A 24,905-nucleotide genomic window follows, 5' to 3' on the forward strand; every position below is an offset into this window, starting at 1 on the left:
ACTTGCTAACCCGGCGGCGACCGCCAGTCACCCACCGATCGCCTCAACGCAGCTGCGAGCTTCGAGAGATGTGGGCCTGGCACTCACCGCACCTCCGTTCAGGTTCCCTGTTCCCCGCGATTGACATGCGCACCTTAGGCTTGACGCGCCACCAGATCAGCAAACCGCGGCAAGTACAGCGGCCAACCTTGGTCGCCGGCAACGCCGTCGCGAACGCTTTCCCAGCTTTTGCTATGGCGCGCCAGCTTTCGGCGCTCGATCTCGATGCGGATCCGGTGCTCTGTCTCGGCAGTGAACCGCGCTTCCCATTCGCTGGTCTTTCGCGGTCGCTTTCGATCTGCCATTGCGGCTGTTGTTCCAGCTGAGGAGCAGTCGGTTGGGTGGATCGTAGGCCAGCACGCGTGCCCAGCGGCACACGCTGCCGTCTGTGCCGCGGTCATAGAGGTAGCCACCGGTCTTGGGCTCGAGCACCGTCTCGGCGATCTCAACCGAGCATGTTGTGTAGAGCGCGCGCGATCGGCGCCTCGACCACGATGGGCCGTTTGACGGACGTGTCTGCTGCACGTGTGCTCATGATGACTCCTCTGGTGGTTGCTCGACCGCCGCTTTGTAGGCCGCCAGCGTCTTGCTCCAAAAGCAGTCAAGTTCTGCACGCAGAACCGAGCGCAGCCTATCGCCAAACGTTGGAGGGAAACATTGCACCATCCCGAACACCCGGGCGCGATCACAAGGTCTCATTTTAATCCCGACAACGCCACCGCACCCTTCCAACTTGAATTTTCCGCGTATCTGGGTTTCATAACTCGGCAAATAACTTAGGGAGGAATTTCAACATGCTAAAAAGGGCAATTCTCGGCGCCGGCATCCTCGTCGCCGGTATGTGGGCCGCGTCGTCATCGGCGTCCGCCGAAAGCCTGACCATGTATTGCGGCGTTGACGAGGTCTGGTGCCAGCAGACGGCGCGGGCGTTCGAGGAAAAGACCGGCATCACCGTCAATATGACCCGCAAGAGCGCTGGCGAAATCTATGCGCAACTGCGCGCCGAGGCCGCCAATCCAAAGGGAGACATCTGGTGGGGCGGCACCGGCGATCCGCATCTGCAGGCGGCCGAGGAGGGCCTGACAGTGGAATACAAATCGCCGCTGCTCGACCAGTTGCAGCCCTGGGCGATCAAGCAGGCGGAAACGTCCGGCTACCGCACGGTCGGCATCTATTCGGGTGCGTTGGGCTTCGGCTACAACAAGGATCTGCTGGCCAAGAGCAATCTTCCCGAACCGAAATGCTGGGCCGATCTGATCAAGCCCGAATACAAGGGGCACATCCAGGTCGCCAACCCCAATTCCTCGGGGACCGCATACAATATGCTGGCGACCATCGTTCAGCTGTTTGGCGAGGACAAGGGTTTCGAATACATGAAAGCCCTGCACAAGAACGTTAACCAGTACACCAAGTCGGGCTCGGCGCCGATCAAGGCCGCCGGTCTCGGCGAGACCACCATCGGCATCGTCTTCATCCACGACGCCGTGTCGCAGGTCGTCGCAGGTTTCCCGATCGTTCCGGTCACTCCCTGCGAGGGAACCGGCTACGAGATCGGCTCGGAATCGATCATCAAGGGGGCGCGGAACCTGGAGGCTGCGAAAAAATTCTATGACTGGGCGCTCGAGGCCGACGTCCAGTCCATGGCGCAAAAGGCGGGGTCGTTCCAGGTTCCGTCGAACAAGGCGGCAAAAACCTCCGACAAGGCGCCCGACCTCTCCACCATCAAGCTGATCGACTATGACTTCAAGAAGTATGGCTCGAGTGAAGAGCGCAAGCGGCTGCTGAAAAAATGGGACGAGGAGGTCGCATCGCTGCCGCAATAGCAGATGCGCTTCCGCGAAACCCGCTGGCCCATTGAACCGGTCGCCCTCCTTTGGATGGCGGTCGGATGGCTGGGGTTTGCCGTGCTGCCTTGGTACGGCATCGAGGACGGGTTCTTCGGCTTTTCCTGGCTGTTCGACGGTTACCCGTCCGACAGCGAGTTCGCGCCGGCCCTGATTCTGGCCCTCAAGGGCGAGAAACTGTGGCTGGCGCCGCTCGGCTTGCTGCTGGCGGTGCCGCTGCTTCTGTGGGGGCGCACCAAATCCGATCCGTTTTTCAGCCGACTGCTGATCATTGTCGGCGCCGCCGGATTTGGCTGGCTGTTGTTCCAGGGCTTCGCCATCGGGCTGCGCGGCTGGCAGTTCGGCTGGCTCACCAGCCTGTTCGGCGAACTTGGTGACCGCCAATTCGGCATGGGCTACGGCGCCTTGCTGGTCAGCGGTGCCTTTCTGTGCCTTTTCACCCTGGGTGTTGCCGCGCGCGGCGCCATCTCTGGTGACGTCTTCGTCGTCGGCTCGATCGGCTTTGTCGTCGCCATGGTTGCCATTTTCATCTTCATGCCGATCCTGATGATGCTGGCCAATGCCATGCAGACCGACGATGGCGGCTACTCGCCTGTCGCGTTCCTGGCCAAACTGTTCAGTTCGCGGCTGTGGAGCCTGGCTTGTCTTGCCGACGGCAGCCGCTGCGGCGTGGCCTGGAATTCGCTGCTGCTGGCCGTGCTCGTCGGCCTGCTGACCATGTTTCTGGGGCTGGTGTTCGCGCTGGTCGTGACCCGTACCGGTTTCCGCTTTAGCAAGCTGCTGCGCGCGCTGACCGTGTTGCCGATCATCACGCCGGCTTTTGTCATCGGTCTCGCCATCATCCTGTTGTTCGGACTGTCGGGCGCGGTGACGCAGAGCGTCGCCGGCGTCTTCGGCATTCAGCCGACACGGTGGGTATATGGACTTCCCGGCCTGCTCATCGCCCAGGTCCTCGCCTTCACGCCGATTGCTTTCCTGGTGCTGATCGGCGTCGTCGAAGGCGTCAGCCCGTCCATGGAAGAGGCCTCGCAGACGCTCCGAGCCAGCCGCTGGCAGACCTTTTGGACCGTATCCCTGCCGCTGATGCGGCCGGGCCTGGCCAACGCCTTTCTGCTCGGCTTCATCGAGAGCATGGCCGATTTCGGCAATCCGCTGGTGCTGAGCGGCAATTACGACGTGCTGTCGACGGAAATCTTCTTCGCCATCGTCGGCGCGCAGAACGATGCGGCACTTGCCGCGATCCTGGCGCTGGTGCTGCTGGCCTTCACGCTCGGCGCATTTTATGCCCAGCGCTTCTGGATCGGCAGGCGCCCTTACACCACCGTCACCGGCAAGGGCGACGCCGGCGTCCATCCGCGCCTGCCGGGCGGGCTGACATACGCGCTCTATGTCATCGCCGGACTGTGGACGGCCTTCACGGTGCTGGTCTACGCGGTGATCTTCTACGGCAGCTTCGTCAAGCTCTGGGGGGTCGACCAGAGCCTCACATTGGAGCACTACAGGAAGGCGTTTTCCGTCGGCTGGAATGAGTTCGGCATCCACTGGTCGGGCTCGGCATGGAGCTCCTTCTGGACGACCATGGAGATCGCGCTGATATCGGCGCCGCTGACGGCCGGAATAGGGCTTCTGACCGCCTACCTTCTGGTCCGCCAGAATTTCCGCGGCAAGAATGCCTTCGAATTCGCGACCATGCTCTCGTTCGCGATTCCGGGAACCGTAATCGGCGTCAGCTACATCATTGCCTTCAACGTGCCGCCGATCGAACTGACCGGGACCGGCATCATCCTCGTATTGTCGTTCATCTTCCGCAACATGCCGGTGGGCGTGCGCGCCGGCGTCGCCTCGATGTCGCAGATCGACCGCAGCCTGGATGAATCCTCGCTGACGCTTGGCGCCAACTCGTGGCAGACCTTCAGACGCGTCATCCTGCCTTTGCTGAGATCGGCAATGCTGGCGGCGCTCGTCTATTCCTTCGTGCGCGCCATGACCGCGATCAGCGCCGTCATTTTCCTGGTCAGCGCGCGCTACGATCTTTCGACCAGCTACATCGTGGGACGTGTCGAGAACAATGAATACGGCATCGCCATCGCCTATTCGACGGTGCTTATCGTCGTCATGTTGATGGTGATCGGCCTGATGCAGCTGGTTGTCGGCAGCCGCAATATCGGCCGGCGCGGCATCCAGCCGGGCGACGGCTGGAGCGTGCGCACCAATGTCAGCCTGCCCGGAACGGCAGGCGGCCCGACGACGATAGCAGGAGCTGGGTGATGGCCGAAATTCGCGGCAACGCCGCCTCGGTGACCTTCGACCATGTCACCAAGACATATCCGGGCGCCAGCACGGCGGCGGTCGACGACATCTCGCTTGCGATCGAAGCCGGCAAGCTGGTGACGCTTCTCGGGCCCTCCGGCTGCGGCAAGACGACGACGTTGCGCATGATCGCCGGACTCGAAATGCCTTCCAGCGGCCGCATTCTGATCGGCGGCAAAGACGTCACGCGCCTGCCCGCTACCGACCGCGACGTGTCCATGGTTTTCCAATCCTATGCGCTGTTCCCGCATATGACGGTGATGGAGAACGTCTCCTACGGCTTGCGCTTCTCCGGCCATGACAAGAAGGAGGCTGCGTCGCGTGCCCGTGCCGGGCTGGAAATGGTCGGCCTGACCGGTTTCGAGGCGCGCCTGCCCAGCGAATTGTCTGGCGGCCAGCAGCAGCGCGTGGCGGTGGCGCGGGCGCTGGTGCTCGAACCGCAAGTGCTGCTGTTCGACGAGCCGCTCTCAAATCTCGACGCCAAGCTACGTCGACACGTGCGCGAGGAGATCAGGGAAATCCAGACCAAGCTCGGGCTGACGGTGGTCTATGTCACGCATGACCAGGAAGAGGCGCTGGCGGTTTCGGACCGTATCATCGTCATGAACAAAGCCGTGATCGCACAGGACGGTACGTATCGACCGAAACGAATAGGGGAGTTCTCGATTGCTCTTTCAGCGCAGGAGCGAGTCGCTACCTGAACGTTTGAACGGCCTGCTATGTTCATTTTCCCTGGGCGATAGTGCTCCCATTTAGGGACACGCGACATGGTGGGAAGTTGAGATCAGCGAGCATATCAAGCCTATCCAGAGGAGCGGAGCATGCCCTCCTCCCTGGCAGCGGCCTCGAAGGCCATGCGGACCTCCTGAGGCGACACCCTGCCCTCAAACCCATCTATGCAGGACTGCAGCGCCAGCTTCCACTTAGGTCCCCTCTTAGGCCACTTCATGAGTTCGTCGGCAGCACCCTCGACGTGATTGACGCCGTAGGTGACCCCGGGTCGGTCGGTCTTCACAAATACTGGAGGGTTGAACCAATGGAGTGCCATGAGTCGGAATATAACGCGCTACCGGGTTGGTCTGGAACTAGCGGAAAGTGCTCAGCCGGAAGGGCTGCGGCAGCGGATGCTCATTCGCCTGGCGATATTGTTCCTGTGAGGGCGTACGCGCCATGATGCGGAGGTTGAAAACGAACAGCCGGCACGCTCGACCTTTAACCAGGAGCGGCGTAGCATCTCTCCTTCCTAGGCAGCAGCCAATGGGTGCCATGGAGCTGGATTAGAGGGCAAAAGTCCGTTCGCGCCCCGCGCAAAGTTCATTTGGCACATCAGCAACAAAAAAGTCGGCCCGATCTCGCGCTGCAGTGCAACGGGGGAACAGCCCCTTCTGTATTGACGCGAGGATTTCGTATCGAGCGAAATGCCCGCTAGAATTCCCTGGCGATCGGAGGTCACGTTCAATCCCATCTCGGCAGGGAGCGGGCAACAAGCCGAAGGCGTTCATAAAGAAGGCGCCTCGTCGAACTCGCCGTCCTACCCTAGAAGAGTGCCATTGCGCTCACGCTCAGGCGCTCCGCCTGCATGCTACTAACGGAGATACCTGCCTCGGCGCAGACACGATCAAGACCTGCTTCAACAAAGCCAAATCGCCAGGATACGCAATGCCGCTCATTGAGACAGGCCCATGACAGCAGATACTTCGATAATCGCTTCGGTTAGCTCTTCGTCGGATGCGGCCAAATAAGGCGCAGTCCGCCTAATTTCCTTCAGTGCCGCTTTGATCGAAACGGTGTCGTCATACTCGGCCCTGTTTAGAAGTGCAGCGATTGCTTGTTCTAGAACTGGAGTTACCCTTTGCACATTGCTCATCCAACCCTCCCCAAAGACACGCCCCAGCCGGATATTAATTTATTCTTGGTTGGCGTCAATTGGATATAAGAAACGTACGGTTGGTCATCGTTGCTTTGCCGTCAGTCCGGAATATTTCGCGCAAAAATATTGCGTCTTGATGCGGCCCCGCGAGCAAAAGTCAATTGGCTGATCTTTGTCATTGCGGTGACCGGAGCAAATTCCCGCGAGGGCATTTTTGGAGCAAGACAATACGCCCTTCCCTGCCTCCGCTAGGCGGCGGCGATTTCGCGCCTTCCCAACCGGCTGGTCGTGGTTTTTGCGAGGATGATCTCACCCGAATGAACATTCGCCCAGCGCACGTTCCGGATCACCATACCAGCGGGCGGTGCGCCCATGGCGACATCAACCAACTGCGGCGCGCATTTCGGACCCACGCCTTGATCATCTGTTACTTTCTCCTCCGGGGCGTTGGCCCCCAAAGGGCCGCACGACCTCGACGCAATACCTGGGTGAACTGTAAGCGGCGCGCTGCCGATAATAGTCCAGGCAGAAATCCAGAAAGGCGGCGAACTTGCGCGACACATAACGGCGTCGCATATAAAGCAGGTTTATCGGGACCAGGGGCGAGTGCCACTCCGGCAGTACTGGCACCAGGTCGCCGTTCATGCACTCGATCTCGGTAAAGAAGGCTGGCAGATAAACGATACCCTCGCCGGCGACGGCGAAGTATTTCAGCATCCAGTAGTCGTTCGCCATGCACTGGGCCGTGGGTATGAAGTCGACCGTTTCCCCGCCGCGCTCGAGATGCCAGGATTGCACGCCCCTTGGCTGGCGGAAGGCGACGGCGCCGTGACCGGCCAGGTCCGCGGGCATCGCCGGTTCCCCGAAGTTTTCAATGTAGCGCGGGCTGGCATAGAGGCAGAACGACGCTTCGCCGAGCTTGCGCGCAATGTAGTCGGAGTTCGCGGGCTCGCCCCAATGGAATATGCCGTCGAAGGGCTGGTGCTTCTCCGGCGCAAGGAAATAGCCGAGCGAAAGGAAGATCACGTCGACATGTACCTGCGGAAACTGCTGGCGGAAGGCGAACAGCAGCTCCGAGGTGAAGGAGGTGCCGAACTCGCCGGTCGAGCCTATCGTCAGCGTGCCGGCGATATCGTGACCCGCCTCGGCAATCGCCGCCTTCGCTCCTTCGCAGGTTTCCTTGATACGCTGGGCATGGTCGAGGAACTCGACCCCGGCATCGCTCAGATGCAGTTCCCGCCCGTCGCGCACAAACAGCGCGACACCAAGCGAATCCTCCAACGCGCGCACCTTATGGCTCAGGCTAGACTTGGGCAGCCCATACAGTTTCGCGGCGTGCGAGAGCGACTGCGCCTCAGCCACCTTAATGAAATAGTCAATTGCTTCAAAATCCATCGGTCGTCCAACAATTTGAACGTTATGTCCAGAAATGACTAGAAGCTGAGGTTTGCATGGACAACCCTAATACGACAGGATCACAGCGCGCAAGCTGGGCTTTGGCGCAGGACGAGGCTAGGTCCCGGCCGCGCGAGATTGCATGAACGGGAGATGAAGTTGTCCGATCTACGCGAATTCATCCGCGCCGGTCGCGCGGAGTACAAGGCAACGCTCATCGTCACCGGCGGCACCCTGGTCAATGTCGCGTCGGGCGAGATCTATCCCGCCGACGTCGCCGTCTACAAGGACCGTATCGTCGCTGTCGGACATGTCTCGGAGTATCGCGGGCCCGAGACCGAGATGATCGATGCGACCGGCCATTTCCTCTGCCCCGGCCTGATCGACGGCCACCTCCACGTTGAATGCTCCAAAATGTCGGTCACCAGCTTCGCCAAGGCGGTGGTGCCGCTCGGCACTACTTCGATCGTGTCTGGCTTGGACCAGATTCTCGTGGTGTCCGGCCTCGAAGGCGCGCGCGAATTCCTTGATGAAGCGAAAGGAACTCCCCTCAAGATCTTCTGGGGTGCGCCGTGCAAGACGCCCTATACGCTGCCGCGCTCCAATGTCGGCTACTATTTCGGACCGGACGATCATCGCGCCACTCATTCCTGGCCGGAATGCATTGGCATATGGGAGACGGTGCGCGAATTCGTCGACACGATGGACGAGCACGTCCTGCAGGCGGTGGAGATCGCCGAAAAGAGCCGCCTGCCGATCCTCGGCTGCTCGCCGATGTGTCGCGGCAATCGATTGAACAGTTACCTGCAGGCCGGCGTGCGTTCCGACCACGAGAGCTACACCGCGGACGAGATGCTGGAAAAGCTGCGCAAGGGCATGCATGTCGTCATTCGCGAGTCCTCCATCTCGCATTTTCTCCAGGAGAACCTGCGCATCGTCACCGAGATGGGGATAGGTGCCACAAACCGCATCAGCTTCTGCACCGACGACGTGGTCGCATCGGACATCCTTGGCCGCGGCCATCTCGACAACATGATCCGCATGGCGGTCGCGATGGGAGTTCCGCCACTCACCGCCATCCAGATGGCGACCATCAACGGCGCCGAAGCGCTGCGCATCGGCCAGAAGGTCGGCTCGATCTCGCCCGGGCTCGCCGCCGACATCCTGCTGGTCAAGGATATCGGAGATTTCCGCGTTGCGACCGTCATCGCCAAGGGAAGGCTTGCCGCGCGCGATGGCAGGCTCATGGACGATCTCGCGCCGCCGGCGCGCAGCGCTCTTGTCACCGACACGTTCAAACTTGCGCCCGTTTCACGCGAGGACCTTTTGGTGCGCGCGCCCAACGCGGGCGACAAGGCGCCAGTGCTGACGATCGCTGTCACGCCCGAACAGATTTTCGTACGCAGGCAGCGCGATGTCGTGCTGCCGGTGCGCGACGGCTATGTCGAGGCCGATCCGTCGCAGGACGTGCAGTATCTCACCGTCGTCGAGCGCTATGGCCGCACCTCCAACCGGCCGGTCGCCTTCGCCTCCGGCTTCGGGCTGCGCTCCGGCGCGCTCGCCACCTCGGCGGCGCCCGACGACAACAATATTGTCTGTCTCGGTACCAACCCCGACGACATGGCATTGGCGATCAACCACATCGTCGAGAACAATGGCGGCCAGGTGGTGACGGACGGCGGTCGCATCGTGTCGTTCCTGCCGCTGCCGATCGGCGGCATCGTCTCGGACCTCGAGCCTTCAGAGATGGCGAAGAAGGAACTGGAACTCGACGATGCGGCACGCGCGCTTGGCTGTACGCTGCCATGGCCCTTCATGTACATGTTCGTACTGCAGATCACCGCGATTCCCGATTTCGCTATAACCGATCTCGGCTTGATCGACTGCGTCAACCTGAAAGTAGTCAATCCGTTGAAACAAGCCTCATAAGCCGGGAACACGACACAAAGGGAGAAACCCATGCTGAAGACATTTCTCGTAGCGGTTTCGTTCGTCGCCGCGACATTGTTGGCGGGCGGCCGCGCGCAGGCCGAGGAGCCGACAAAGCTCAGGATCGCCGGCATTCTTTCCGCGGGCAAGGAAGCACCGTGGGAGTCCTCCTTCGTGAGTTCCATGGACCGGATCATCGCTGCCAAGCCGCACGGCCTCGACGTCGAGATCAACTACACCGAGAACGTCTACGACAATGCCGAGCAGGTGTTCCGCACCTATGCGGAGACGGGCGAGTACGACATATTGTTCGGCGATACCGCCTATGTCGATGCGATCGAAAAGCTGAAAGACGAGTTCCCCGACACGATGTTCGTCATGAGCGGTTCGGGCAATCGCGGCCTCGGTGGCAACGCTTATTGGATATTCATCCATGCGCACGAGCCTGCCTATGTGATGGGGCAGCTGGCCGGCAAGCTTACGAAGTCAAATGTCGTCAGCGCTGTCTCCACCTTCCCGGCCGAAGACACCAACGACCAGATCAACGCCTTCTTCGCCGGTGCCAAGGAAGTCAACCCTAAGGTGAAGCAGAAGATTAGCTTCATCCAGTCCTGGTTCGATCCGGCCAAATCGAACGAGGCCACCTCGGCGCAGATCGCCGCCGGTGCGGACATGATCTACCAGATGTCGGGCGCCTTCGAGGTGTGCGAGCAGCGCGGCATCGGCTGCTTCGGCAATTATGTCGACATGTCGAAGGTCGCACCGAAGTCGATCATCGCCTCGACCATCGTAAAATGGGATCCGCACATCAACTGGATCATCGACGAGTGGTGGAAGGCAAAGACCACCGGCGCCAAGTTCGACGCGCCGAAGGAAGCGAAGTGGTTCACTTGGCAAGAAGGCTCGGGCGACCTTGCCCTCAATCCGGCATGGGAAGCCAAGATGCCCGACGACGTCAAGTCGCTTACTGCTGAAACGGCCAAAGCTATCCAGAGCGGCGAGAAGAAGATCGAGCTCAAATTGGACGAGCCGAAATCGGACTGAAGCGGGAGATCGCCGATCCGAGATGAGCCAGATACCGCGCCTATCGGTCCGGCACCTGACGAAGCGTTTCGCTACGCTTCTCGCCAACGACGACGTCTCGCTCGACGTGATGCCCGGCGAATTGCATTGCCTGCTGGGCGAGAATGGCGCCGGCAAGTCGACGCTGTCGTCCTGCCTTTACGGGCTCTATCAGCCCGACGCCGGCGAAATTCGGGTGGACGGCAAGACCGTCCACCTGCGCTCGCCGGGCGAAGCCATCCGCGCCGGCATCGGCATGGTGCACCAGCATTTCGTTCTTGTTCCCGGCTTCACTGTGCTGGAGAATGTGGCGGTCGGCACCGGCTCCGGCTGGCGGCTCGGCCGGGCCGACGCTCTCTCAAGGATCGAGGCGATCTGTTCCACCTACGGCATCTCGCTCGATCCGCACCGGCCTGTCGCCGATCTTTCCGTCGGCGAGCAGCAATGGGTGGAGATCGTCAAGGCACTCTACACCGGCGCCAGGCTGCTCATCCTGGACGAACCGACGGCAGTGCTCACGCCTGAAGAATCGCGCCGGCTGTTTGCGACGGTCCGGCGGCTCACCACCGAAAGCCTGTCGGTCGTGCTGATCAGCCACAAAATGGCGGAAGTGATGCAGTCCGACCAGGTCAGCGTGCTGCGCAAGGGGAGACTGGTCGGAACAGTTTCAACCTCGGACGTCAGCCGCGACCAGCTCACCACCATGATGGTGGGCCGCCCGGTTGCGGCACCGGCGCGCGCGCGAGATGCGAAAGCGCCCGGCGAGACGGTGCTTTCGGTGCGCGGGCTCACATACCTGCGCGAGCAAAGGGCGGTGCTGGACAATGCGTCTTTCGACATCGCCGGCGGCGAGATCTTCGGCATCGCCGGCGTTTCCGGCAACGGCCAGGACGAGCTGTTCGAGTGCCTCGCAGGCCTCATCTCGCCCGATCGCGGCACGATCTCCCTCGATGGCGAAGCGCTGCAAGCGAACTCCCCGGCGACGGTAGCGGCCAAAGGCGTCGGCTACGTGCCGAGCGACCGTTTCCGCGACGGCCTCGTTGCCGACCTCGACATCGGCGAGAACCTCGTCCTCGGCCAGCAATGGCAGGCGCGCTGGCGCAACGGACCGTTCATCGACGCCACGGCGCTCGATGCCAACGCGCGCGCGGCGATCGGCGCCTATTCCATTGCCGCAACCGGCCCGTCGGCACCCTCCCGTAAGTTGTCGGGCGGCAACGCGCAGAAGGTCATCCTCGCCCGCGAGTTCGCCAAGGCGAACCGGCTTTTGCTGTGCAACCAGCCGACACGCGGACTCGACGTCGGCGCCATCGAGTTCGTCCATCGCGAACTCCAGCGCAAACGCGACGAAGCCTGCGCCATCCTGCTCGCGAGCGAGGAACTGGACGATCTTTTCGCGCTAAGTCGTCGCATATGCGTGATGTTTCGCGGCCGCATCCTTGCGGTGCTCGATACGGAAAAAACCACCTATGACGAAATCGGCAGCTTGATGGCGGGCCACGAGAGCGAGGCTGCGGCATGATCGCTTTCAACCTCGTGGAATGGCGCCTCGAGCGTCGACTGGAGACGCGGCCGACCGCGCGCGTCGTTGCGCTTGCCGCGGCAGGAGCAGCGGCGGTTCTGGTGTGCAGCCTGCTTTTTGCCGCCGCGGGCGCCAGTCCACGGGCGGCTTTCGAGGCTCTCCTGAAGGGCGGCTTTGGGTCGTCGCGCGCCGCCGGCGAAACGCTGGTCAAGGCCACGCCTCTGATCTTTACCGGACTTGCCGCTTGCGTCGCCTTCCGCGCGCGCATCTGGAACATCGGCGCCGAAGGCCAGGTCTTTGCCGGCGCCATGTTTGCCTACTGGTTGCAGCACAACCTCATTGACTTTTCACCTTTCATCCAAATTCCTGTGGTCATAGTCGGCGGCATTGTCGGCGGAGCACTCTATGCCGGCCTCGCGGGCGTGCTGAAGACCCGCTTTTCGGTCGATGAGGTGATTTCGACCGTTATGCTCAACTACATCATCGTCTATGTCATTTCGCTGCTGCTGCTGCGCGGCCCGTGGAGCGAGGCCGGCGCCTTCTTCGAGCAGACGCCGAAGGTCGATCCCGGCTCGGTGCTTCCCCAACTGTTTTCCGGTTCGCGACTGCATGCCGGCTTCCTGCTGGCGATCGCAGCGGCTGCCCTGGTCCACATGCTGTTGACGCGCACACCGCTCGGCTACGAGATCAAGGCTGCCGGGTCCAACATGCGCGCGCTCGACGTACAGGGTACCAATACACGACGGCTGATCCTCGTGGTGCTTATGGTTTCCGGCGCGCTTGCCGGGCTGGCAGGCATCACGGAAGTCTATGGCGTGCACTACCGCCTGAAGGCGGGCGTCATAGCAGGCTACGGCTATAGCGGCATCATCGTCGCCATCCTCGGCCAGTTGCATCCGCTTGGCGTCGTCGTCGCCGCGGTGCTGTTCGGCGCGCTGCTCAACGGCGCCACGCTCATGCAGATCAAGACCGGCGTACCCTCAGCGCTGATCTATGCCATCCAGGCGATCCTCCTTTTGTTCTACCTAGCCGGCTGGGCGGCGTGCAATTTCCGCCTGCGGAGGGTCGGCCGTGCTTGACGCTCTCTTCCAAGCGTCAATCCTGATCAGCGTGGCGGCGGCGACCATCCGCATCGCCACCCCGCTCCTGCTCGCCGCAATTGGCGAGCTCGTCGCCGAGCGCAGCGGCGTATACAATATGGGTCTCGAAGGCATGATGCTTATGGGCGCGTTCACCGGCTATCTCGCCGCATACGAAAGCGGCTCGCTCTGGCTGGGTGTCCTTGCAGCCGGGTTCACCGGCGCGCTGATGGCGCTCGTGTTCGCCGTGCTGGTGATCACGTTGAAAGTGGAGCAGATCGTCACGGGGCTTGCCGTCAACCTGCTCGGCGCCGGCCTTTCCACCTATTGGCTGCGTTCCGCGTTCGCCGGCCACGACAATACGCCGACCATCCCCTTCTTCGCCGACGTGCCGATACCGGGCCTGAGCGAGATCCCGGTGCTCGGCCCAATCCTGTTCGACCAGCGGGTGCTGACCTACATCGCCTTCCTAATGGTGCCGGCGGTATGGCTCTTCCTGTTCCGGACGCGCTATGGGCTGATCGTACGTTGCGCTGGCGACAATCCTAAGGCCCTTGATGTTAAGGGGGTGAAGGTGGCCTCGGTCCAGTATGCTGCAGTGGTCTTCGGTGGCGTGATGGCAGGCTTCGCCGGCGCGTTCCTGTCTGTCGGCCAAGCGGCGCGTTTCGTGCCGGACATGACCAACGGACGCGGCTGGCTGGCGATCATCATCGTTATCGCCGGTCTGTGGCGGCCCTACCCGATTTTGGTAGCGGCGCTGGTGTTTTCCTTCCTCGACGCGCTGCAATTGCAAATCCAAGGCATCGGCATCGCCATTCCTTACCAATATATGTTGATGATGCCCTATGTTGCGGCGATCGTGGCGCTGATGATCCGTCGCTCGCGAGCCAGTGCCCCGGCCATGCTGGGCGTGCCGTACACACGGGAATAGGACAGCGCTGTCACCGCCGATTGCGTCCAGCTTGTCGGCCGCTCGCGTCAGCCGAATAAGCTGCCGTTGCATTGCTTCATCGAGCAGGCAGTCGAAATCGAGCGCCTCCCAATCTTGTCTGGTGCTCAGAATGCGAAGCGTGCCGGCTTGATATTTGCAAGGAATGAGGTTTGTTGACGGAAATAACGAATTGTTTGCGTGATTCCGCAATAAACAGCTCATCCGTCCACGCGCCCATTAGACAAGAGGAAAACTCGATGAACGTTTCTCCAGACCAACGCGACCAGGCTGATCTGGTATCAATTACCGCCGACATCGTTTCCGCCTTTGTTTCGAACAATCCCCTGCCGGTCGGCGAGTTGTCGAAGCTGATCGGCGATACCTATGTCGCTTTGCAAGGGATCGGCACAGCTGTGGCTCCGGCCACGGCCAAGCTGGAACCGGCGGTGTCGATCAAGAAATCAGTCTCGCCGGATTTCATCATCTGCCTGGAGGACGGGAAGAAATTCAAATCCTTGAAGCGGCATATCGGAACGCATTACAATCTGAGCCCTGACCAATACCGCCAGAAATGGAACCTGCCCTCGGATTATCCGATGGTGGCGCCGAACTACGCGGCCACCCGCTCGGCCCTGGCGAAATCAATGGGCCTGGGGCGCAAGGCGGCAACGCCTTCAACGACTGCGGCAGAAAAACCAAAACGAGCTGCTCGCGCGGCACCAGCGACGACAGTCGCAACCGCAATCAAGGCGCCGCTGAAGAAGGCGCCCAAGGCACCCGTCAAAGCATAGAGTGCTGCACCTGATAAGAGCGTCTATGCAGTGGCGTACCTGACATCGAAGCCCCGCCTTTTGCGACGGGGCTCCGGGTTGGGTCGGATCACTCAGCGGCGCCGCGGCACCAGATGAGCGAGAACTCCCTCGCGGTATGGTCTTGACCAGGCTCGCATAGATCGGAGCGGGAAAGCCTGGATTGTCGAGCTTGACCGAGTGGTAGTCGCGGCCTTCGCGCGAAGTCTTCTTCCATGCCACCCCGAACTCGGGAGCGGTGGCGAAGATGCGGAAGTCCGGACCTTTTCTCATTGTCGCCTTCGACCGGGGCGAACGTCACCGTCTTGACGTTGAGGTTGAGGGTCTTGACCGAGCCGGAGAAGCCGTTTGCGGTGCGGGAGAAAATGCCGATCGTAGCCATTGTGGTGGTTCCTTCTGTTTGTCGGGCCGCGCCTATCGCGGCTCGATGGTGGTCGTGAGACCGGAGACGATCGGTCCTACCGCTAGGGCTAGGGCTGGAACGCAATGGAAGGCAGCCGGCCACGGCCTTTTTTTCGCGAAGGAAAGCCAAAGGCGGCGGAAAAAGCCGGCGACGGACGTTAAAACGATCGAGGCGAAGGTTCAGCGTCGCCGGTCCTCGGTCCATCCATTCGAGGCCGCGGTTGGGAGCGGCTTGAAACAGACAGAAGCTAGGACACTACATGGCGACCTGCGATCGCCGCATGCTTTCTCATGCATCGAGATTAGATAATTGGCGCACAACCGCAACTACAGCCTCAAACCTCGACGCCAACGCGGTGACGCCCTTCACGCCGATTGCGACCACGAGAAGGAACTGGAAATTCGCCCATGAGCGCATCGGTGCCCAAAGCATTGTTGTTGCCTCAGCCCTCGTTGGTGATGTCCGAGCCAGGGGTCATCGCCCCGGACAGCGCCCCTCGGCTTCTGCTGCGATCAGCTTGCTATCCTCGGCCTTGGGACCCGAGTGCATGACAGATTGGAGGTTGCGACCGATGCAGCTGGTCCGCCACACATCGTTGGCCATCGCATCTTCGGAGTCGACGCGAAGATCATGAACTGAATTTTCACCAAAGGACAGTGTGGTCCATCCAGGATCTGACGACCGAGCCAGCTTTTCTGCAACTTTCCTAAAATAGCCGGAACCGACGCTAGTCCTGCGGCTTGAGTCGATTTCTGGAGTCGCAGATTCATGAGTAGCGCAAAGGACCGGCTTTCCTTCATTGAGTTTCAATCACCCACCCTGGTGGCCAAAGCTCCCGAAGACGGCGAATGGCTTCACGAAATAAAGTACGATGGCTACCGGACCCAACTCATCGTCGAGGGGGGAAGAGCACGAGCCTTCACGCGTCGCGGCTATGACTGGTCGCATCGCTACAAGAGCATTGTCCAGGCCGCGGCGAACCTGCCGATAAAGTCTGCGATCATCGATGGCGAAGCCGTTGTCCTCGGCGACACGGGTCTGCCGGACTATCAAGCCTTGGAGCGGGAGTTGGGCAACCCGAACTCGCCCAGGCTTATCTTCTATGCATTCGATCTTCTGCACCTTAACGGGCGCGACCTTCGCCAGCAGCCGCTGATTGAGCGCAAGGCCGCGCTGGAGAAGCTGCTGAGCGATACAGCGCCGAGATTGACCTATGCCGAGCACCTCAAGGTAAGCGGCAGCGACATGTTCGCTCACGCCTGCAGGATGGGCCTGGAGGGGATCGTGTCCAAGCGAGCGGATGCGCCCTATGGCTCCGGCGTCCAGACGAGTTGGGTGAAAGTCAAATGTATCAAGAGCGACACTTTCCCAATTGTGGCTTTCGTCGAGAAGCTCGGCGCCCGTCCGCGCCGTATCGCATCGCTCTACATTGGCAGGCGACAGGACGACCGGCTGCTTTATGCAGGCAAGGTCCAGACCGGCTATACGCTTGAAGCATCTCAACGTCTTCGCGAGCGGCTCAACCCCCTGATCACCGACAAGTCGCCGCTGTCACTGCCTGTCGACAAGCCCAAAGCGACCTGGGTCAGACCAGACGTTCTGGCGGAGGTGCAATTCACTGGCGTGACTGATCGCGGCATCTTGCGCGAGGCGGTGTTCAAGGGATTGCGCGAAGACCTCGTGCCTATCCCGGCAAAACCGCCCGCACGGTCGAAGCGACGGCTGGACCGGAACCATGGCGTCCCGCGCGAGAACATCCTGCAGCTGCTGCCCGATGCGGTCTCACCCTCCAAAGAAGAGCTCGCCGGCTACTGGGAACGGGTTGCCGATCAGGCGTTGGTTCATCTTGGCCGGCGGCCGCTGAAGCTGGTTCGCCATGCCTTCGGGGCCATCTTCTATCACAAGGGACCGCTGCCGGACATTCCCGCAGCAGTGCACCAATTGCGGGTCCAGAAGCGCGAGGGTGGTGAAGGGGTGCGCGTGTGGGTGGATGATCTTTCCGGTTTGCTCGGACTGGTCGAAATGGACGCCGTGGAGGTTCATCCCTGGAACGCTACGGTGGACGACATCGAGCATGCCGATCGCGTCGTTCTGGACCTCGATCCCGGCGAAGGCGTCAAATGGTATGAAGTGATCGATGCCGCTTTGGCGCTGCGCGACATCATTGAGGCGGCAGGTCTGAAGAGTTGGCCGAAGGTCACAGGCGGCAAGGGGATCCACCTGATGGCCCCGCTTCAAACGAAGATCACCCACGAGCGCGCCCGGCAGCTCGCAAAGTCCCTTGGTCAGTGTCTTGTCGACGCTGAACCCGACCGGTATTTGCTGTCAGCCGATCCGGCAGCCCGAATAGGCCGAATCTTTGTCGACTATCTGCGCAACGGGCGTGGCAACACGGCCGCTGGCGCCTTCTCGCCGCGAGCGCGGCCCGGCTTCCCGATCGCGCATCCTGTGACCTGGAGCCAGGTTGCGCGTGGCATTAAGCCGGATGCCTTCACGATCTGCCATCCCTTCACGGCGGTCAAGAAAAGGGCAGCGTAGCGTTCGAGAGCCGCCAACTCGCGCGCTCGCGGCCCACACGCGACGGAAGGCCCGTCTGAGATTCCTCCGCTGCATATATGTGGAGCATTGCGCCTCGCTGCATCCTCAGAGTTTCCGATGCGGCAGGGTGGCTTCCCTGGCCTCCACCAGTTCATTCGGCCCCACAAACTACCCAACCCAAGCGGCCTCACATCTCTGTCGAATGCAGCACACTATGCTTTCACGAGCGCGTTGCGCGCCTTCTTCTCTGGTGACTTGACTGCCGATGGAATTCTTGTCACCGCTGCGGCGCGAGCAGCTCGTTTTGGCTTGTCCGCCACAGCTGTTGCAGGCGTTCCTGCCTTGCGCCCCAGCCTTATTGATTTTGCCAAGGCCGAGCGACCCGCCAACGGGCGTCATTTGAGTTTAGGATTGCCCCGAGAAGAGCCTGTTCAGTCTCAATTGCATCGGGTAGCGGGGCTTGAATACGCGATGATGTACGTTCATGCAACCATCGCCATGGTTTTGCGTTTAGCCGCGTCGAATTGTGGGGAGAGGCAAGAGTGCCGGCGTTCGTTCCGATTACAATCTATCTCAATAGCAACGCGACGGTGGTCAGGACGATCGCTGATGCTGCGAAAGCGCTTGAACAACCATGGCCATACGTGGCCAAGCCGCGGCGGCTCGAAGCCGTCCGAATGATCAGGGAATGCTTGGCCGGTCATTGCAACCAACAAGCTGCGATCGATGCCTTCAAGGCGGCCGCAATCGAACAGGGACTTTTTACGCAAAGGCCTTCGAGCGTAGGCCTCACGAAATTAGATGCGGTTGTTAGAGACGTGGTGTGAGCTCACACCGATCTCGGCATCTGGACCGCTGGCAGGCTTCGCGAAACCAGCCGCCGTTCTTGACGACGGCGAAGTTGCAATGCGGGTGTTGGAAAGTCAGACCGACAGAGAGGATAGACTGGCTTCGATTCCCCCCTTGCGCTTCTCCGGTCGCTACCTTCCCGCCGTACCTTTCGAAACGGCGGGCTGTTCTCTCAGTCGTCAGGTTACGGGATGACTTTCACGATCTTACGTGTGCCCGGGTCAACGACAACAGTCCGGTTGTCAACGACGACGTAGCGATATTTCACGTTGGGGATTTCGTGAAGCTCGACGGTGTCGGGAAGCTTCGAGCCGACATTCGAGAAATGACGCTCAAACAGTCCCCAGAAATTGTATCTGCGCAGCTAGAGTCCCTTCCTGCGCTGATGGGATCCGCCCGCCAAATCGAGGAGTGGCGGGCGGATTCTCATTTGCAGCTGCTGAGTGAGTAGGAAAACGGAAATGAACGAGAACAAGGGCAACCAAGCCTACGTCGACCGAGGCCGCCCATCGATCGATGCGTTTATGAGGTGGAACGTTTCGCGCGGGAAAATTGCATTTCGCCAAGTCAACTCAGCAAGCTGATTAAAAAGATCGGCAACGACCGCCAGACCTCACCAAGGCAGTGAAAAAGCTGCGACATCGCCATTGAAAAACCCGCCGCACTCCAACCAAGAGTTGGGATTCCATATCCGGCCTCATGTTCGCTTTTTACGCACCCTTGACTCGTGCATCCTGACGGGCACTACTTTTGATGCATCGGCTACTACAGCGACGGTCTTCTGAAGCTTGGGGGTTCAAAATGCCTTTCAAACGAGCCGGTCTATACCCATCCGATCTGGACCTTTGCCAACGCGTTTTCGACCAACTCTGCAGTGGGGAGAAGATCGCCCGCTCCTCCCAAGCTGGCCAAATGCTCGCAATGCAAATAGTTGCCGCCTTTCGAGAGACAGGCTCGAACGACACCGATCTGCTCGAGATCGTGAGAGCGAAGCGTAGCATTCTTCGTCCCAAAAATTCCCCAGCCGCTACTCCATAGCGGGGAGAAAGATAACGTTACGAACACGCCTCGGGGCTCATATTCGCACCTCAGCTTGTTCCATGACATCACCTTGCCAGGCGCCGTTTTGCTTCTGGAGCCCAATGATCTCATGGTGCCGCTCGACGATCAGACCACGGCAGCGAGGATCCCTGCTTGCCTCGTACTGGACAAGTGGAGGCTGAGCCATTGGCGCTCGCGTACTTTGCCGAACGCTGGTGTTTCTCCAGCCCGGCGGATGAGCCAGCCGTTTTTCGCCGGTGGTGAGTTCATTGATGGCCTTAGAGAACTCGTCAAAATACTGAGGAGCTCGAGCGAACGCCCCATGAGTCCGACCTCGCTCTGCCGCTAGATCGGTGTGCGGCTAGCGGCCAAAAGGCTCAAACCGTGCGGCTGTGTCCGTGTTGCCAGGAACGATCTTCGCCAACCGCGATCTCGCCTCGGCCACGCGTCGTTGCGCAGCCCGGATCCTGCTGCACAACGCGAGATTGATGCCGACACCGCAGCCTTCATCCAGCATGTCATTTGCACGTTCGAGGGAGCGTTCCGCCCGGTTAAGCCGCTGTCGGGCTCTCGCCAGTTCCATATCCAAAAGTTCCATTATTCCGAATCCATTGCGGTCCCTTCGATTTGTAAACCGCTTATTGTCGCCGTTGGTTCCGGCTGTTCGCGAGCGTGCAGCTCAGACGTCGATGTGGCGGGCACAGTTCTGGAGCGAGAGTGGTGGCGCCGGTGGCCTGGAGGTCGCGACGAACGAAACGCCGGCCCAGTTCAACCCGCCCCATGTATTTCAAAGCTGCGGGGATCGTTCTTCACCAAGCGGTCTGCGGCCTCGACCGCAGTTCGCAGCCTGCTGCACAGCGCGAGATTCTCGGCTAGCATTTCTTCAGTGCGTTGAAGCGCGAGCTCGGTCCGGTGGATGCGCTGCCTGGTATTGGCAACTTCCGATGTCAAAATATCGGCCGCTCTCCCATGGCCCTGGGGTTCCATAGTGTCCATAGATCTCTAATACATTGGGGCCGATATCGTTCCCCTGATGTCGTGCGAAGCCGGGTGTCGCAGCGTTCTGGATTGCGACTGGGGAAAAATGAAGGCCTCGAGCGTTCATCGATTGACCGTGGAAACGGCACCTGCGTCCGCGGAAGATGGGAACGCGTTCCCGACGCCGAGGCGGCCTCGCCGATCAGTTCGCGTCCTTCTGACGGCCCCGCCGTTTACTTTCAGTTTGCAGCTGGGGCTCAACTCATCCCACGCGATGGCAGGCGACTATCCGAGCTCGTGAATTGTAACGCCGGGAACAACAGCCTTCGCGATCTCGCAAAGGTGCTGGTGATGCGTCAGATAAATCACCTGGCCAGCGCTTGCCATCTCACCAAACAACCTGAAAACCTCCTCGGACCGGAAATGGTCGAAGGTCTCCATGATGTCGTCGGCAATGAATGGCACCGAGGGTCGAAACTGGGCGAACTCGTAGTATCCGGCAAGCCGCAGCGCCAGGTAGAGCTGAAAACGCGCACCCTTTGATAGTGCGTCGGCGACCTTGGACTGCCCGTCGCGCTGCAATGCGATGAGGACTTCCCCGCCCTTCACAGGTTGGGTCGCAAGCCCCGAATACTGACCGCGCGTGATGAGTGCGAATGCGTCAGATGCCCGCTTCATCATCGCGGAGCGATGGCGTTCGCGGTACACGCGCAGAGCGTTCCCGGCAGCCATGATGCCCAGTTTCAGCTCGATGTAGCGGACTGCCTTTTCTTCGATTTCCAGCAAGACGGTGCGGCGCTCGGCATCTATCCGCGCAACCGCGCTGTCGCCGCCAATCGCGTCCAGCTTGTCGGTCGCCCGGGTCTGGCGAATAAGCTGCTGTTGTATCGCTTCATCGAGATCCCGAAGCCGTTGCTCACTTTCAGCCTTCTCGACCAGGAGACTATCGATCTCGACAGAATCCAGCATCGAACGCGCCTGGTCGAACCCTTCCACCGCGAGCTCTACCGACAGCTGCTCCTCAAGCTCGGCAACGGCCCTCAGACCATTCGACCGTCCCGGTCAGATCGACGCTCGCCCGCTCGAACTGCGCGATACTGGTCAGTTTTTCCTCGATCTCGACGGACCGGTCATCTCGTATCGTGACCAGAGTGGCGGATTTCTCTCCGGCCTCGTTGATGTCCCTGCCCTGCGGCATTCCCGTCATCACAACGGTGCTTGCTCCAGGATGGACTTGGCGCACGTGGATGTGCCCAAGCGCCCAATAGTCAAAACTATGGCCGTGCAGGTCAGCGATGCTGCAAGGGGCATAGACATCGTGACCGGGCGATCCAGCGAGGCTGGTGTGCATGATGCCCACATTGACCGCCCCTTCCCGGGCCGCCGGATATTTGGGCAGCAGGCTTTCCGGGGCCTTTGGGTTCGCGAAGCTCAATCCATGGAATGCGACGTCAAGCCCGCCGGCCGTTTGCAGCACCGACTGGGGGCGGCCGCCGAAGATCGTGACCGTGTCAGGAAAAACGAGCTGTTTCGATATGCGCGATAAGGCGTCGTGGTTTCCGCGGATCTTGAAAACCCTGATGCCGGCCTGGTGGAGGCGTGTCATTTGCGACGCCAGGAAACGGGCGGTTTTCATCGACGTCTGGTCGCCATCATAAAGATCGCCGGCAATGACGAGCGCATCGGCACGTTCCGCAAGGCAGAGGTCTATTATCGAGACAAATGCCTGGCGACTGGCGTCCCCCACAAGTTCGGCAAGATCAGGGTTTCGCAGCGCCAGCGAACGTAGCGGCGAGTCGAGGTGAATGTCGGCCGTGTGTACGAATCGAAATGCCATTCGGGTCTCCGCCCGGAGCATAGAGGGGTTCGGCCGCGGCTCGGTGAAAAAATTCCAGGATGCGCGTTGTCGGTTGTCCAAATGGTGCGCAATCGCTTACGCTTATGCTTCCGTTCAACTCCATCTGCGTCGCCGCTATCAGCGCCGTGCCGATCAGTAGTCGTCTGATCGTTTGTCATCGGCATTCGTCGGTTCTTTGGAGATAGCGCGCCGCAAGGTGTCGTTGATCCGATCCTGCCAGCCCGGTCCATCTTCCTGGAAGTGGTCCAGCACCGCCCTATCGATCCTGATCGAAACAAGCTCTCTGACATTTGGAGCAGCCGACGGTTCGCGAACCGGCGCCGCCGGCTTTTTGATCGGCTTGAAGGCGGCTTCAGCGGCTGACATCGGATTTGTGGGTCGGCGTGGAGGATTTGCCATTTGATGATCCTGACTGGTCATAATGCTTGTCGAGCGGCTCAGTGCGAATGCGCATCGTAATTGAGCCTGGCCAAGTATGAAGGCAGCTTAAACCTCCAAAGGGGGAGGAAAAATCCGACGCGATGTCCATGTGGGGCCAACTCAGGCTATCTTCAATGACATTGCTGTAGGATACAACAAGCCAAAGTGCTCCACGGGGCAACACCACGTCGCCAACCATCCTACGCTGGAGGACGCAAACGCGAAAAACGCGGGGGACTTCCCGCCTTCCGTTACCTGACAACCTGGTTCACACGATCGTTTCTGAAGCGTCACAGCAATCTGCTGCCCAGGTCTCTCCATCACACCAAGCTTCGCGCGCTTTTTTTACACGGCGGTCAGTACATGCGCGACTTGCCGCGCTCCTGCGGCTTTCGCCACGGCGCGCCAGAGAAATCAACCTGCTTTGCGGAGATTGCCAGCAGAAGACTTGCCGGTACGTCGATCCTGCTCGATGTCGTAGTTGATCTTTTGGCCCTCAACGAGGTTCGACAAACCAGCGCGCTCGACGGCGGAGATGTGAACAAAAACGTCCTGACCGCCATCGTCGGGTTGGATAAACCCAAACCCTTTAGTGCTGTTGAACCACTTCACGGTTCCAGTTGCCATGTGCATATACTCCTTGTGACTTCCCAGCGTGTTTGATCCGACGAAGAGGCCAGACCGGTTCATAGATAGACGCAGCAAAAGCGAGAAATCGCAAGGCCGGATGGATCGACCAGAATACCAACTTCTCTCGGATGGCCCACTCGTCTCACAAGTCGACAGGAATTTTCCTTTCCGGCGTGAAGCCCCTCCAGCCATCCTTGCTGTCCTGGGTTATCACGGCCCGCTCGTTTCCCTCCGGCCCTTAGCTTGCCGACTTGCGTTTCGAGTTCTTGGTCGACCGTGCTGACGCGGGCGTAGCCTATCCGGCTCATAATGTGTCACCTCAATGTCTAGACTCGAGGCTTGGTCACAAATAGTCGATGCCAACTCCGACGTTACGCTGCCCAAAAAGCCATTGATCCGGGAGCACGACCCCTGCAAAGTCCGACCTTTACAGGAACATTTCGCCTATGGCGGAGTTGGGCGCGTTGCCCGCGATAAGGTGCCAACAGGTGACGCCGGCGGGCTTTTGGGAGGAAGCCATGATACGTGCCATCCCTTCACTCCACCTTTCCCGTCGCCGCGCATTGCAGTTTGGGCTGGGAGCCAGCCTCGCCGCCACGACGGGCCTGGCGCCGGTTTCTTGCGCCTACGCCAAGGAGGAAGTGCAGGACGAGGACATTTTCCGCTTTGCGCTCAACCTGGAATACATGGAGGCCGAATACTACCTTCGCGGCACCACCGGAAAAGGCATCGACGCCGCCGATGCCGGTTCGAAACCCGGCGATGTGGTCGGCGGAAAGAAAGTGTCCTTCGAGACACCCGCCATCGGCGAATTCATGCAGGAGGTTGCTGAAAACGAACTCGCGCATGTCCGGTTCTACCGCAAGACGCTTGCAAAGAACGCAGTCGACAGGCCGGCCATCGATTTCGATGCTGGGTTCAAAGCGGTTGTGGAGGCAGCGGGCCTCGGGCCGGACTTCGACCCCTTTGGCAACGAAACGAACTTTGTTCTCGGCGGCATGCTGTTCGAGGATGTCGGCGTCACCGCCTATGCCGGTGCTGCGACGCTTCTGAAGAACAAGGACTTCCTCGCCGCCGCGGCGGGCATATTGGCGGTCGAGGCCTACCACATGGGAATGGCGCGCTCCACTCTATACCGGAAGGGAGAGAAAGCCTGGAAGGCCGCCAACGCCGTCTCCGATGCCCGAGACAAAATCGACGGATCGGACGATAAGGACCAGGGGATCCAGGTGGACGGGAAAGCCAACATCGTTCCTTCAACGCCGGACGCGATCGCGTTCACCAGGACGCCGAAAGAAGTGCTGCGGATCGTCTATCTCACCGACAAGGACGGCGTCAGCAAGGGTGGCTTCTATCCGGAAGGGATGAACGGGACGCTGAAGAGCACCTGACCCGCTC

At 60.4% G+C, this 24,905-nt stretch carries 16 protein-coding genes and 5 pseudogenes; 12 read left to right on the forward strand and 9 right to left on the reverse strand.

The window, feature by feature from the left end; translation table 11 throughout:
• The first annotated feature begins 833 nt into the window (after positions 1–833).
• The 3 genes and pseudogenes from NKG95_RS12595 to NKG95_RS12605 all read left to right on the forward strand — a co-directional run.
• Positions 834–1,862 (forward strand): ABC transporter substrate-binding protein, encoded by a 1,029-nt coding sequence (locus NKG95_RS12595; protein WP_353040868.1) that lies wholly within the window; start codon positions 834–836, stop codon positions 1,860–1,862.
• Between the two features lie 3 nt (positions 1,863–1,865).
• On the forward strand, positions 1,866–4,151 hold the full coding sequence (locus NKG95_RS12600) for an ABC transporter permease (protein WP_353040870.1): 2,286 nt from the start codon (positions 1,866–1,868) through the stop codon (positions 4,149–4,151).
• Positions 4,151–4,834, forward strand: a pseudogene (locus NKG95_RS12605) (ABC transporter ATP-binding protein); the annotation flags it as partial. The gene NKG95_RS12600 and the pseudogene NKG95_RS12605, both read left to right, overlap by 1 nt.
• A gap of 161 nt (positions 4,835–4,995) precedes the next feature.
• On the opposite strand, the gene NKG95_RS12610 reads toward NKG95_RS12605, so the two are convergent.
• The 3 genes from NKG95_RS12610 to NKG95_RS12620 all read right to left on the reverse strand — a co-directional run bounded on the left by NKG95_RS12610 (position 4,996) and on the right by NKG95_RS12620 (position 7,458).
• Positions 4,996–5,241 carry a DUF982 domain-containing protein gene (locus NKG95_RS12610; protein WP_353040872.1) on the reverse strand — a complete coding sequence of 82 codons (246 nt, stop codon included), beginning with the start codon at positions 5,239–5,241 and terminating at the stop codon, positions 4,996–4,998.
• A 618-nt stretch (positions 5,242–5,859) separates the two neighbouring features.
• Positions 5,860–6,060, reverse strand: a complete 201-nt coding sequence (locus tag NKG95_RS12615) for a hypothetical protein (protein ID WP_352483378.1) — start codon at positions 6,058–6,060, stop codon at positions 5,860–5,862.
• A gap of 423 nt (positions 6,061–6,483) precedes the next feature.
• Complete coding sequence (locus NKG95_RS12620; protein ID WP_352483377.1) at positions 6,484–7,458, reverse strand: LysR family transcriptional regulator; 975 nt, start codon at positions 7,456–7,458, stop codon at positions 6,484–6,486.
• Positions 7,459–7,617: 159 nt separating this feature from the next.
• On the opposite strand from NKG95_RS12620, the gene NKG95_RS12625 reads away from it, so the two are divergent.
• The 6 genes from NKG95_RS12625 to NKG95_RS12650 all read left to right on the forward strand — a co-directional run bounded on the left by NKG95_RS12625 (position 7,618) and on the right by NKG95_RS12650 (position 14,772).
• Entirely contained in the window at positions 7,618–9,387 is a 1,770-nt protein-coding gene (locus NKG95_RS12625; RefSeq protein WP_353040874.1) for an adenine deaminase, read from the forward strand.
• 30 nt (positions 9,388–9,417) lie between these two features.
• On the forward strand, positions 9,418–10,431 hold the full coding sequence (locus tag NKG95_RS12630) for a BMP family ABC transporter substrate-binding protein (RefSeq protein WP_353040875.1): 1,014 nt from the start codon (positions 9,418–9,420) through the stop codon (positions 10,429–10,431).
• A gap of 22 nt (positions 10,432–10,453) precedes the next feature.
• A complete protein-coding gene (locus tag NKG95_RS12635) occupies positions 10,454–11,971 on the forward strand; it encodes an ABC transporter ATP-binding protein (RefSeq protein ID WP_353040877.1) in 1,518 nt (505 codons plus the stop codon).
• A complete protein-coding gene (locus NKG95_RS12640; protein ID WP_353040879.1) occupies positions 11,968–13,050 on the forward strand; it encodes an ABC transporter permease in 1,083 nt (360 codons plus the stop codon). The genes NKG95_RS12635 and NKG95_RS12640 overlap by 4 nt, the downstream gene beginning before the upstream one ends.
• Positions 13,043–13,981, forward strand: coding sequence for an ABC transporter permease (locus tag NKG95_RS12645; RefSeq protein WP_353040880.1), 939 nt, complete (start codon positions 13,043–13,045; stop codon positions 13,979–13,981). Before NKG95_RS12640 ends, NKG95_RS12645 begins: the two co-directional genes overlap by 8 nt.
• Before the next feature lie 257 nt (positions 13,982–14,238).
• Positions 14,239–14,772, forward strand: coding sequence for a Ros/MucR family transcriptional regulator (locus NKG95_RS12650; protein ID WP_353041028.1), 534 nt, complete (start codon positions 14,239–14,241; stop codon positions 14,770–14,772).
• An 88-nt stretch (positions 14,773–14,860) separates the two neighbouring features.
• Here NKG95_RS12650 and NKG95_RS12655 read toward each other — a convergent pair.
• A pseudogene (locus NKG95_RS12655) lies at positions 14,861–15,172 on the reverse strand (DUF736 domain-containing protein).
• Positions 15,173–15,961: 789 nt separating this feature from the next.
• Between NKG95_RS12655 and ligD the strand changes: the two are divergent.
• Both ligD and NKG95_RS12665 read left to right on the forward strand, forming a co-directional pair.
• Positions 15,962–17,731: a DNA ligase D gene (ligD, locus tag NKG95_RS12660; protein WP_353040881.1), complete on the forward strand. Its 1,770-nt coding sequence runs from the start codon at positions 15,962–15,964 to the stop codon at positions 17,729–17,731.
• 542 nt (positions 17,732–18,273) lie between these two features.
• Positions 18,274–18,558: a DUF982 domain-containing protein gene (locus NKG95_RS12665; protein WP_353040882.1), complete on the forward strand. Its 285-nt coding sequence runs from the start codon at positions 18,274–18,276 to the stop codon at positions 18,556–18,558.
• A 206-nt stretch (positions 18,559–18,764) separates the two neighbouring features.
• On the opposite strand, the pseudogene NKG95_RS12670 reads toward NKG95_RS12665, so the two are convergent.
• The 5 genes and pseudogenes from NKG95_RS12670 to NKG95_RS12690 form a co-directional block, all read right to left on the reverse strand.
• Positions 18,765–18,899 (reverse strand): annotated as a pseudogene (locus NKG95_RS12670) (DUF1236 domain-containing protein); the annotation flags it as partial.
• A 1,985-nt stretch (positions 18,900–20,884) separates the two neighbouring features.
• Positions 20,885–21,406, reverse strand: a pseudogene (locus NKG95_RS12675) (ATP-binding protein); the annotation flags it as partial.
• Between the two features lie 232 nt (positions 21,407–21,638).
• A pseudogene (locus tag NKG95_RS12680) lies at positions 21,639–22,436 on the reverse strand (metallophosphoesterase family protein); the annotation flags it as partial.
• A gap of 153 nt (positions 22,437–22,589) precedes the next feature.
• Complete coding sequence (locus NKG95_RS12685; RefSeq protein WP_031194808.1) at positions 22,590–22,856, reverse strand: BrnA antitoxin family protein; 267 nt, start codon at positions 22,854–22,856, stop codon at positions 22,590–22,592.
• A gap of 435 nt (positions 22,857–23,291) precedes the next feature.
• A complete protein-coding gene (locus NKG95_RS12690) occupies positions 23,292–23,504 on the reverse strand; it encodes a cold-shock protein (RefSeq protein ID WP_031194806.1) in 213 nt (70 codons plus the stop codon).
• Between the two features lie 521 nt (positions 23,505–24,025).
• Between NKG95_RS12690 and NKG95_RS12695 the strand changes: the two genes are divergently transcribed.
• Positions 24,026–24,898: a ferritin-like domain-containing protein gene (locus NKG95_RS12695; protein ID WP_353040884.1), complete on the forward strand. Its 873-nt coding sequence runs from the start codon at positions 24,026–24,028 to the stop codon at positions 24,896–24,898.
• Positions 24,899–24,905 lie beyond the last annotated feature (7 nt).

This window comes from Mesorhizobium sp. M1423, assembly GCF_040317575.1.
In the GTDB taxonomy this organism is placed as follows: Bacteria; Pseudomonadota; Alphaproteobacteria; order Rhizobiales; family Rhizobiaceae; genus Mesorhizobium.

Bases quoted from the DNA above. Each gene is read 5' to 3' on its own strand.
- NKG95_RS12595 (WP_353040868.1), top strand. From the start codon at position 834: ATGCTAAAAAGGGCAATTCTCGGCGCCGGCATCCTCGTCGCCGGTATG.
- NKG95_RS12600 (WP_353040870.1), top strand. From the start codon at position 1,866: ATGCGCTTCCGCGAAACCCGCTGGCCCATTGAACCGGTCGCCCTCCTT.
- NKG95_RS12610 (WP_353040872.1), bottom strand. From the start codon at position 5,241: ATGGCACTCCATTGGTTCAACCCTCCAGTATTTGTGAAGACCGACCGA.
- NKG95_RS12615 (WP_352483378.1), bottom strand. From the start codon at position 6,060: ATGAGCAATGTGCAAAGGGTAACTCCAGTTCTAGAACAAGCAATCGCT.
- NKG95_RS12620 (WP_352483377.1), bottom strand. From the start codon at position 7,458: ATGGATTTTGAAGCAATTGACTATTTCATTAAGGTGGCTGAGGCGCAG.
- NKG95_RS12630 (WP_353040875.1), top strand. From the start codon at position 9,418: ATGCTGAAGACATTTCTCGTAGCGGTTTCGTTCGTCGCCGCGACATTG.
- NKG95_RS12635 (WP_353040877.1), top strand. From the start codon at position 10,454: ATGAGCCAGATACCGCGCCTATCGGTCCGGCACCTGACGAAGCGTTTC.
- NKG95_RS12640 (WP_353040879.1), top strand. From the start codon at position 11,968: ATGATCGCTTTCAACCTCGTGGAATGGCGCCTCGAGCGTCGACTGGAG.
- NKG95_RS12650 (WP_353041028.1), top strand. From the start codon at position 14,239: ATGAACGTTTCTCCAGACCAACGCGACCAGGCTGATCTGGTATCAATT.
- ligD (WP_353040881.1), top strand. From the start codon at position 15,962: ATGAGTAGCGCAAAGGACCGGCTTTCCTTCATTGAGTTTCAATCACCC.
- NKG95_RS12685 (WP_031194808.1), bottom strand. From the start codon at position 22,856: ATGGCAAATCCTCCACGCCGACCCACAAATCCGATGTCAGCCGCTGAA.
- NKG95_RS12690 (WP_031194806.1), bottom strand. From the start codon at position 23,504: ATGGCAACTGGAACCGTGAAGTGGTTCAACAGCACTAAAGGGTTTGGG.
- NKG95_RS12695 (WP_353040884.1), top strand. From the start codon at position 24,026: ATGATACGTGCCATCCCTTCACTCCACCTTTCCCGTCGCCGCGCATTG.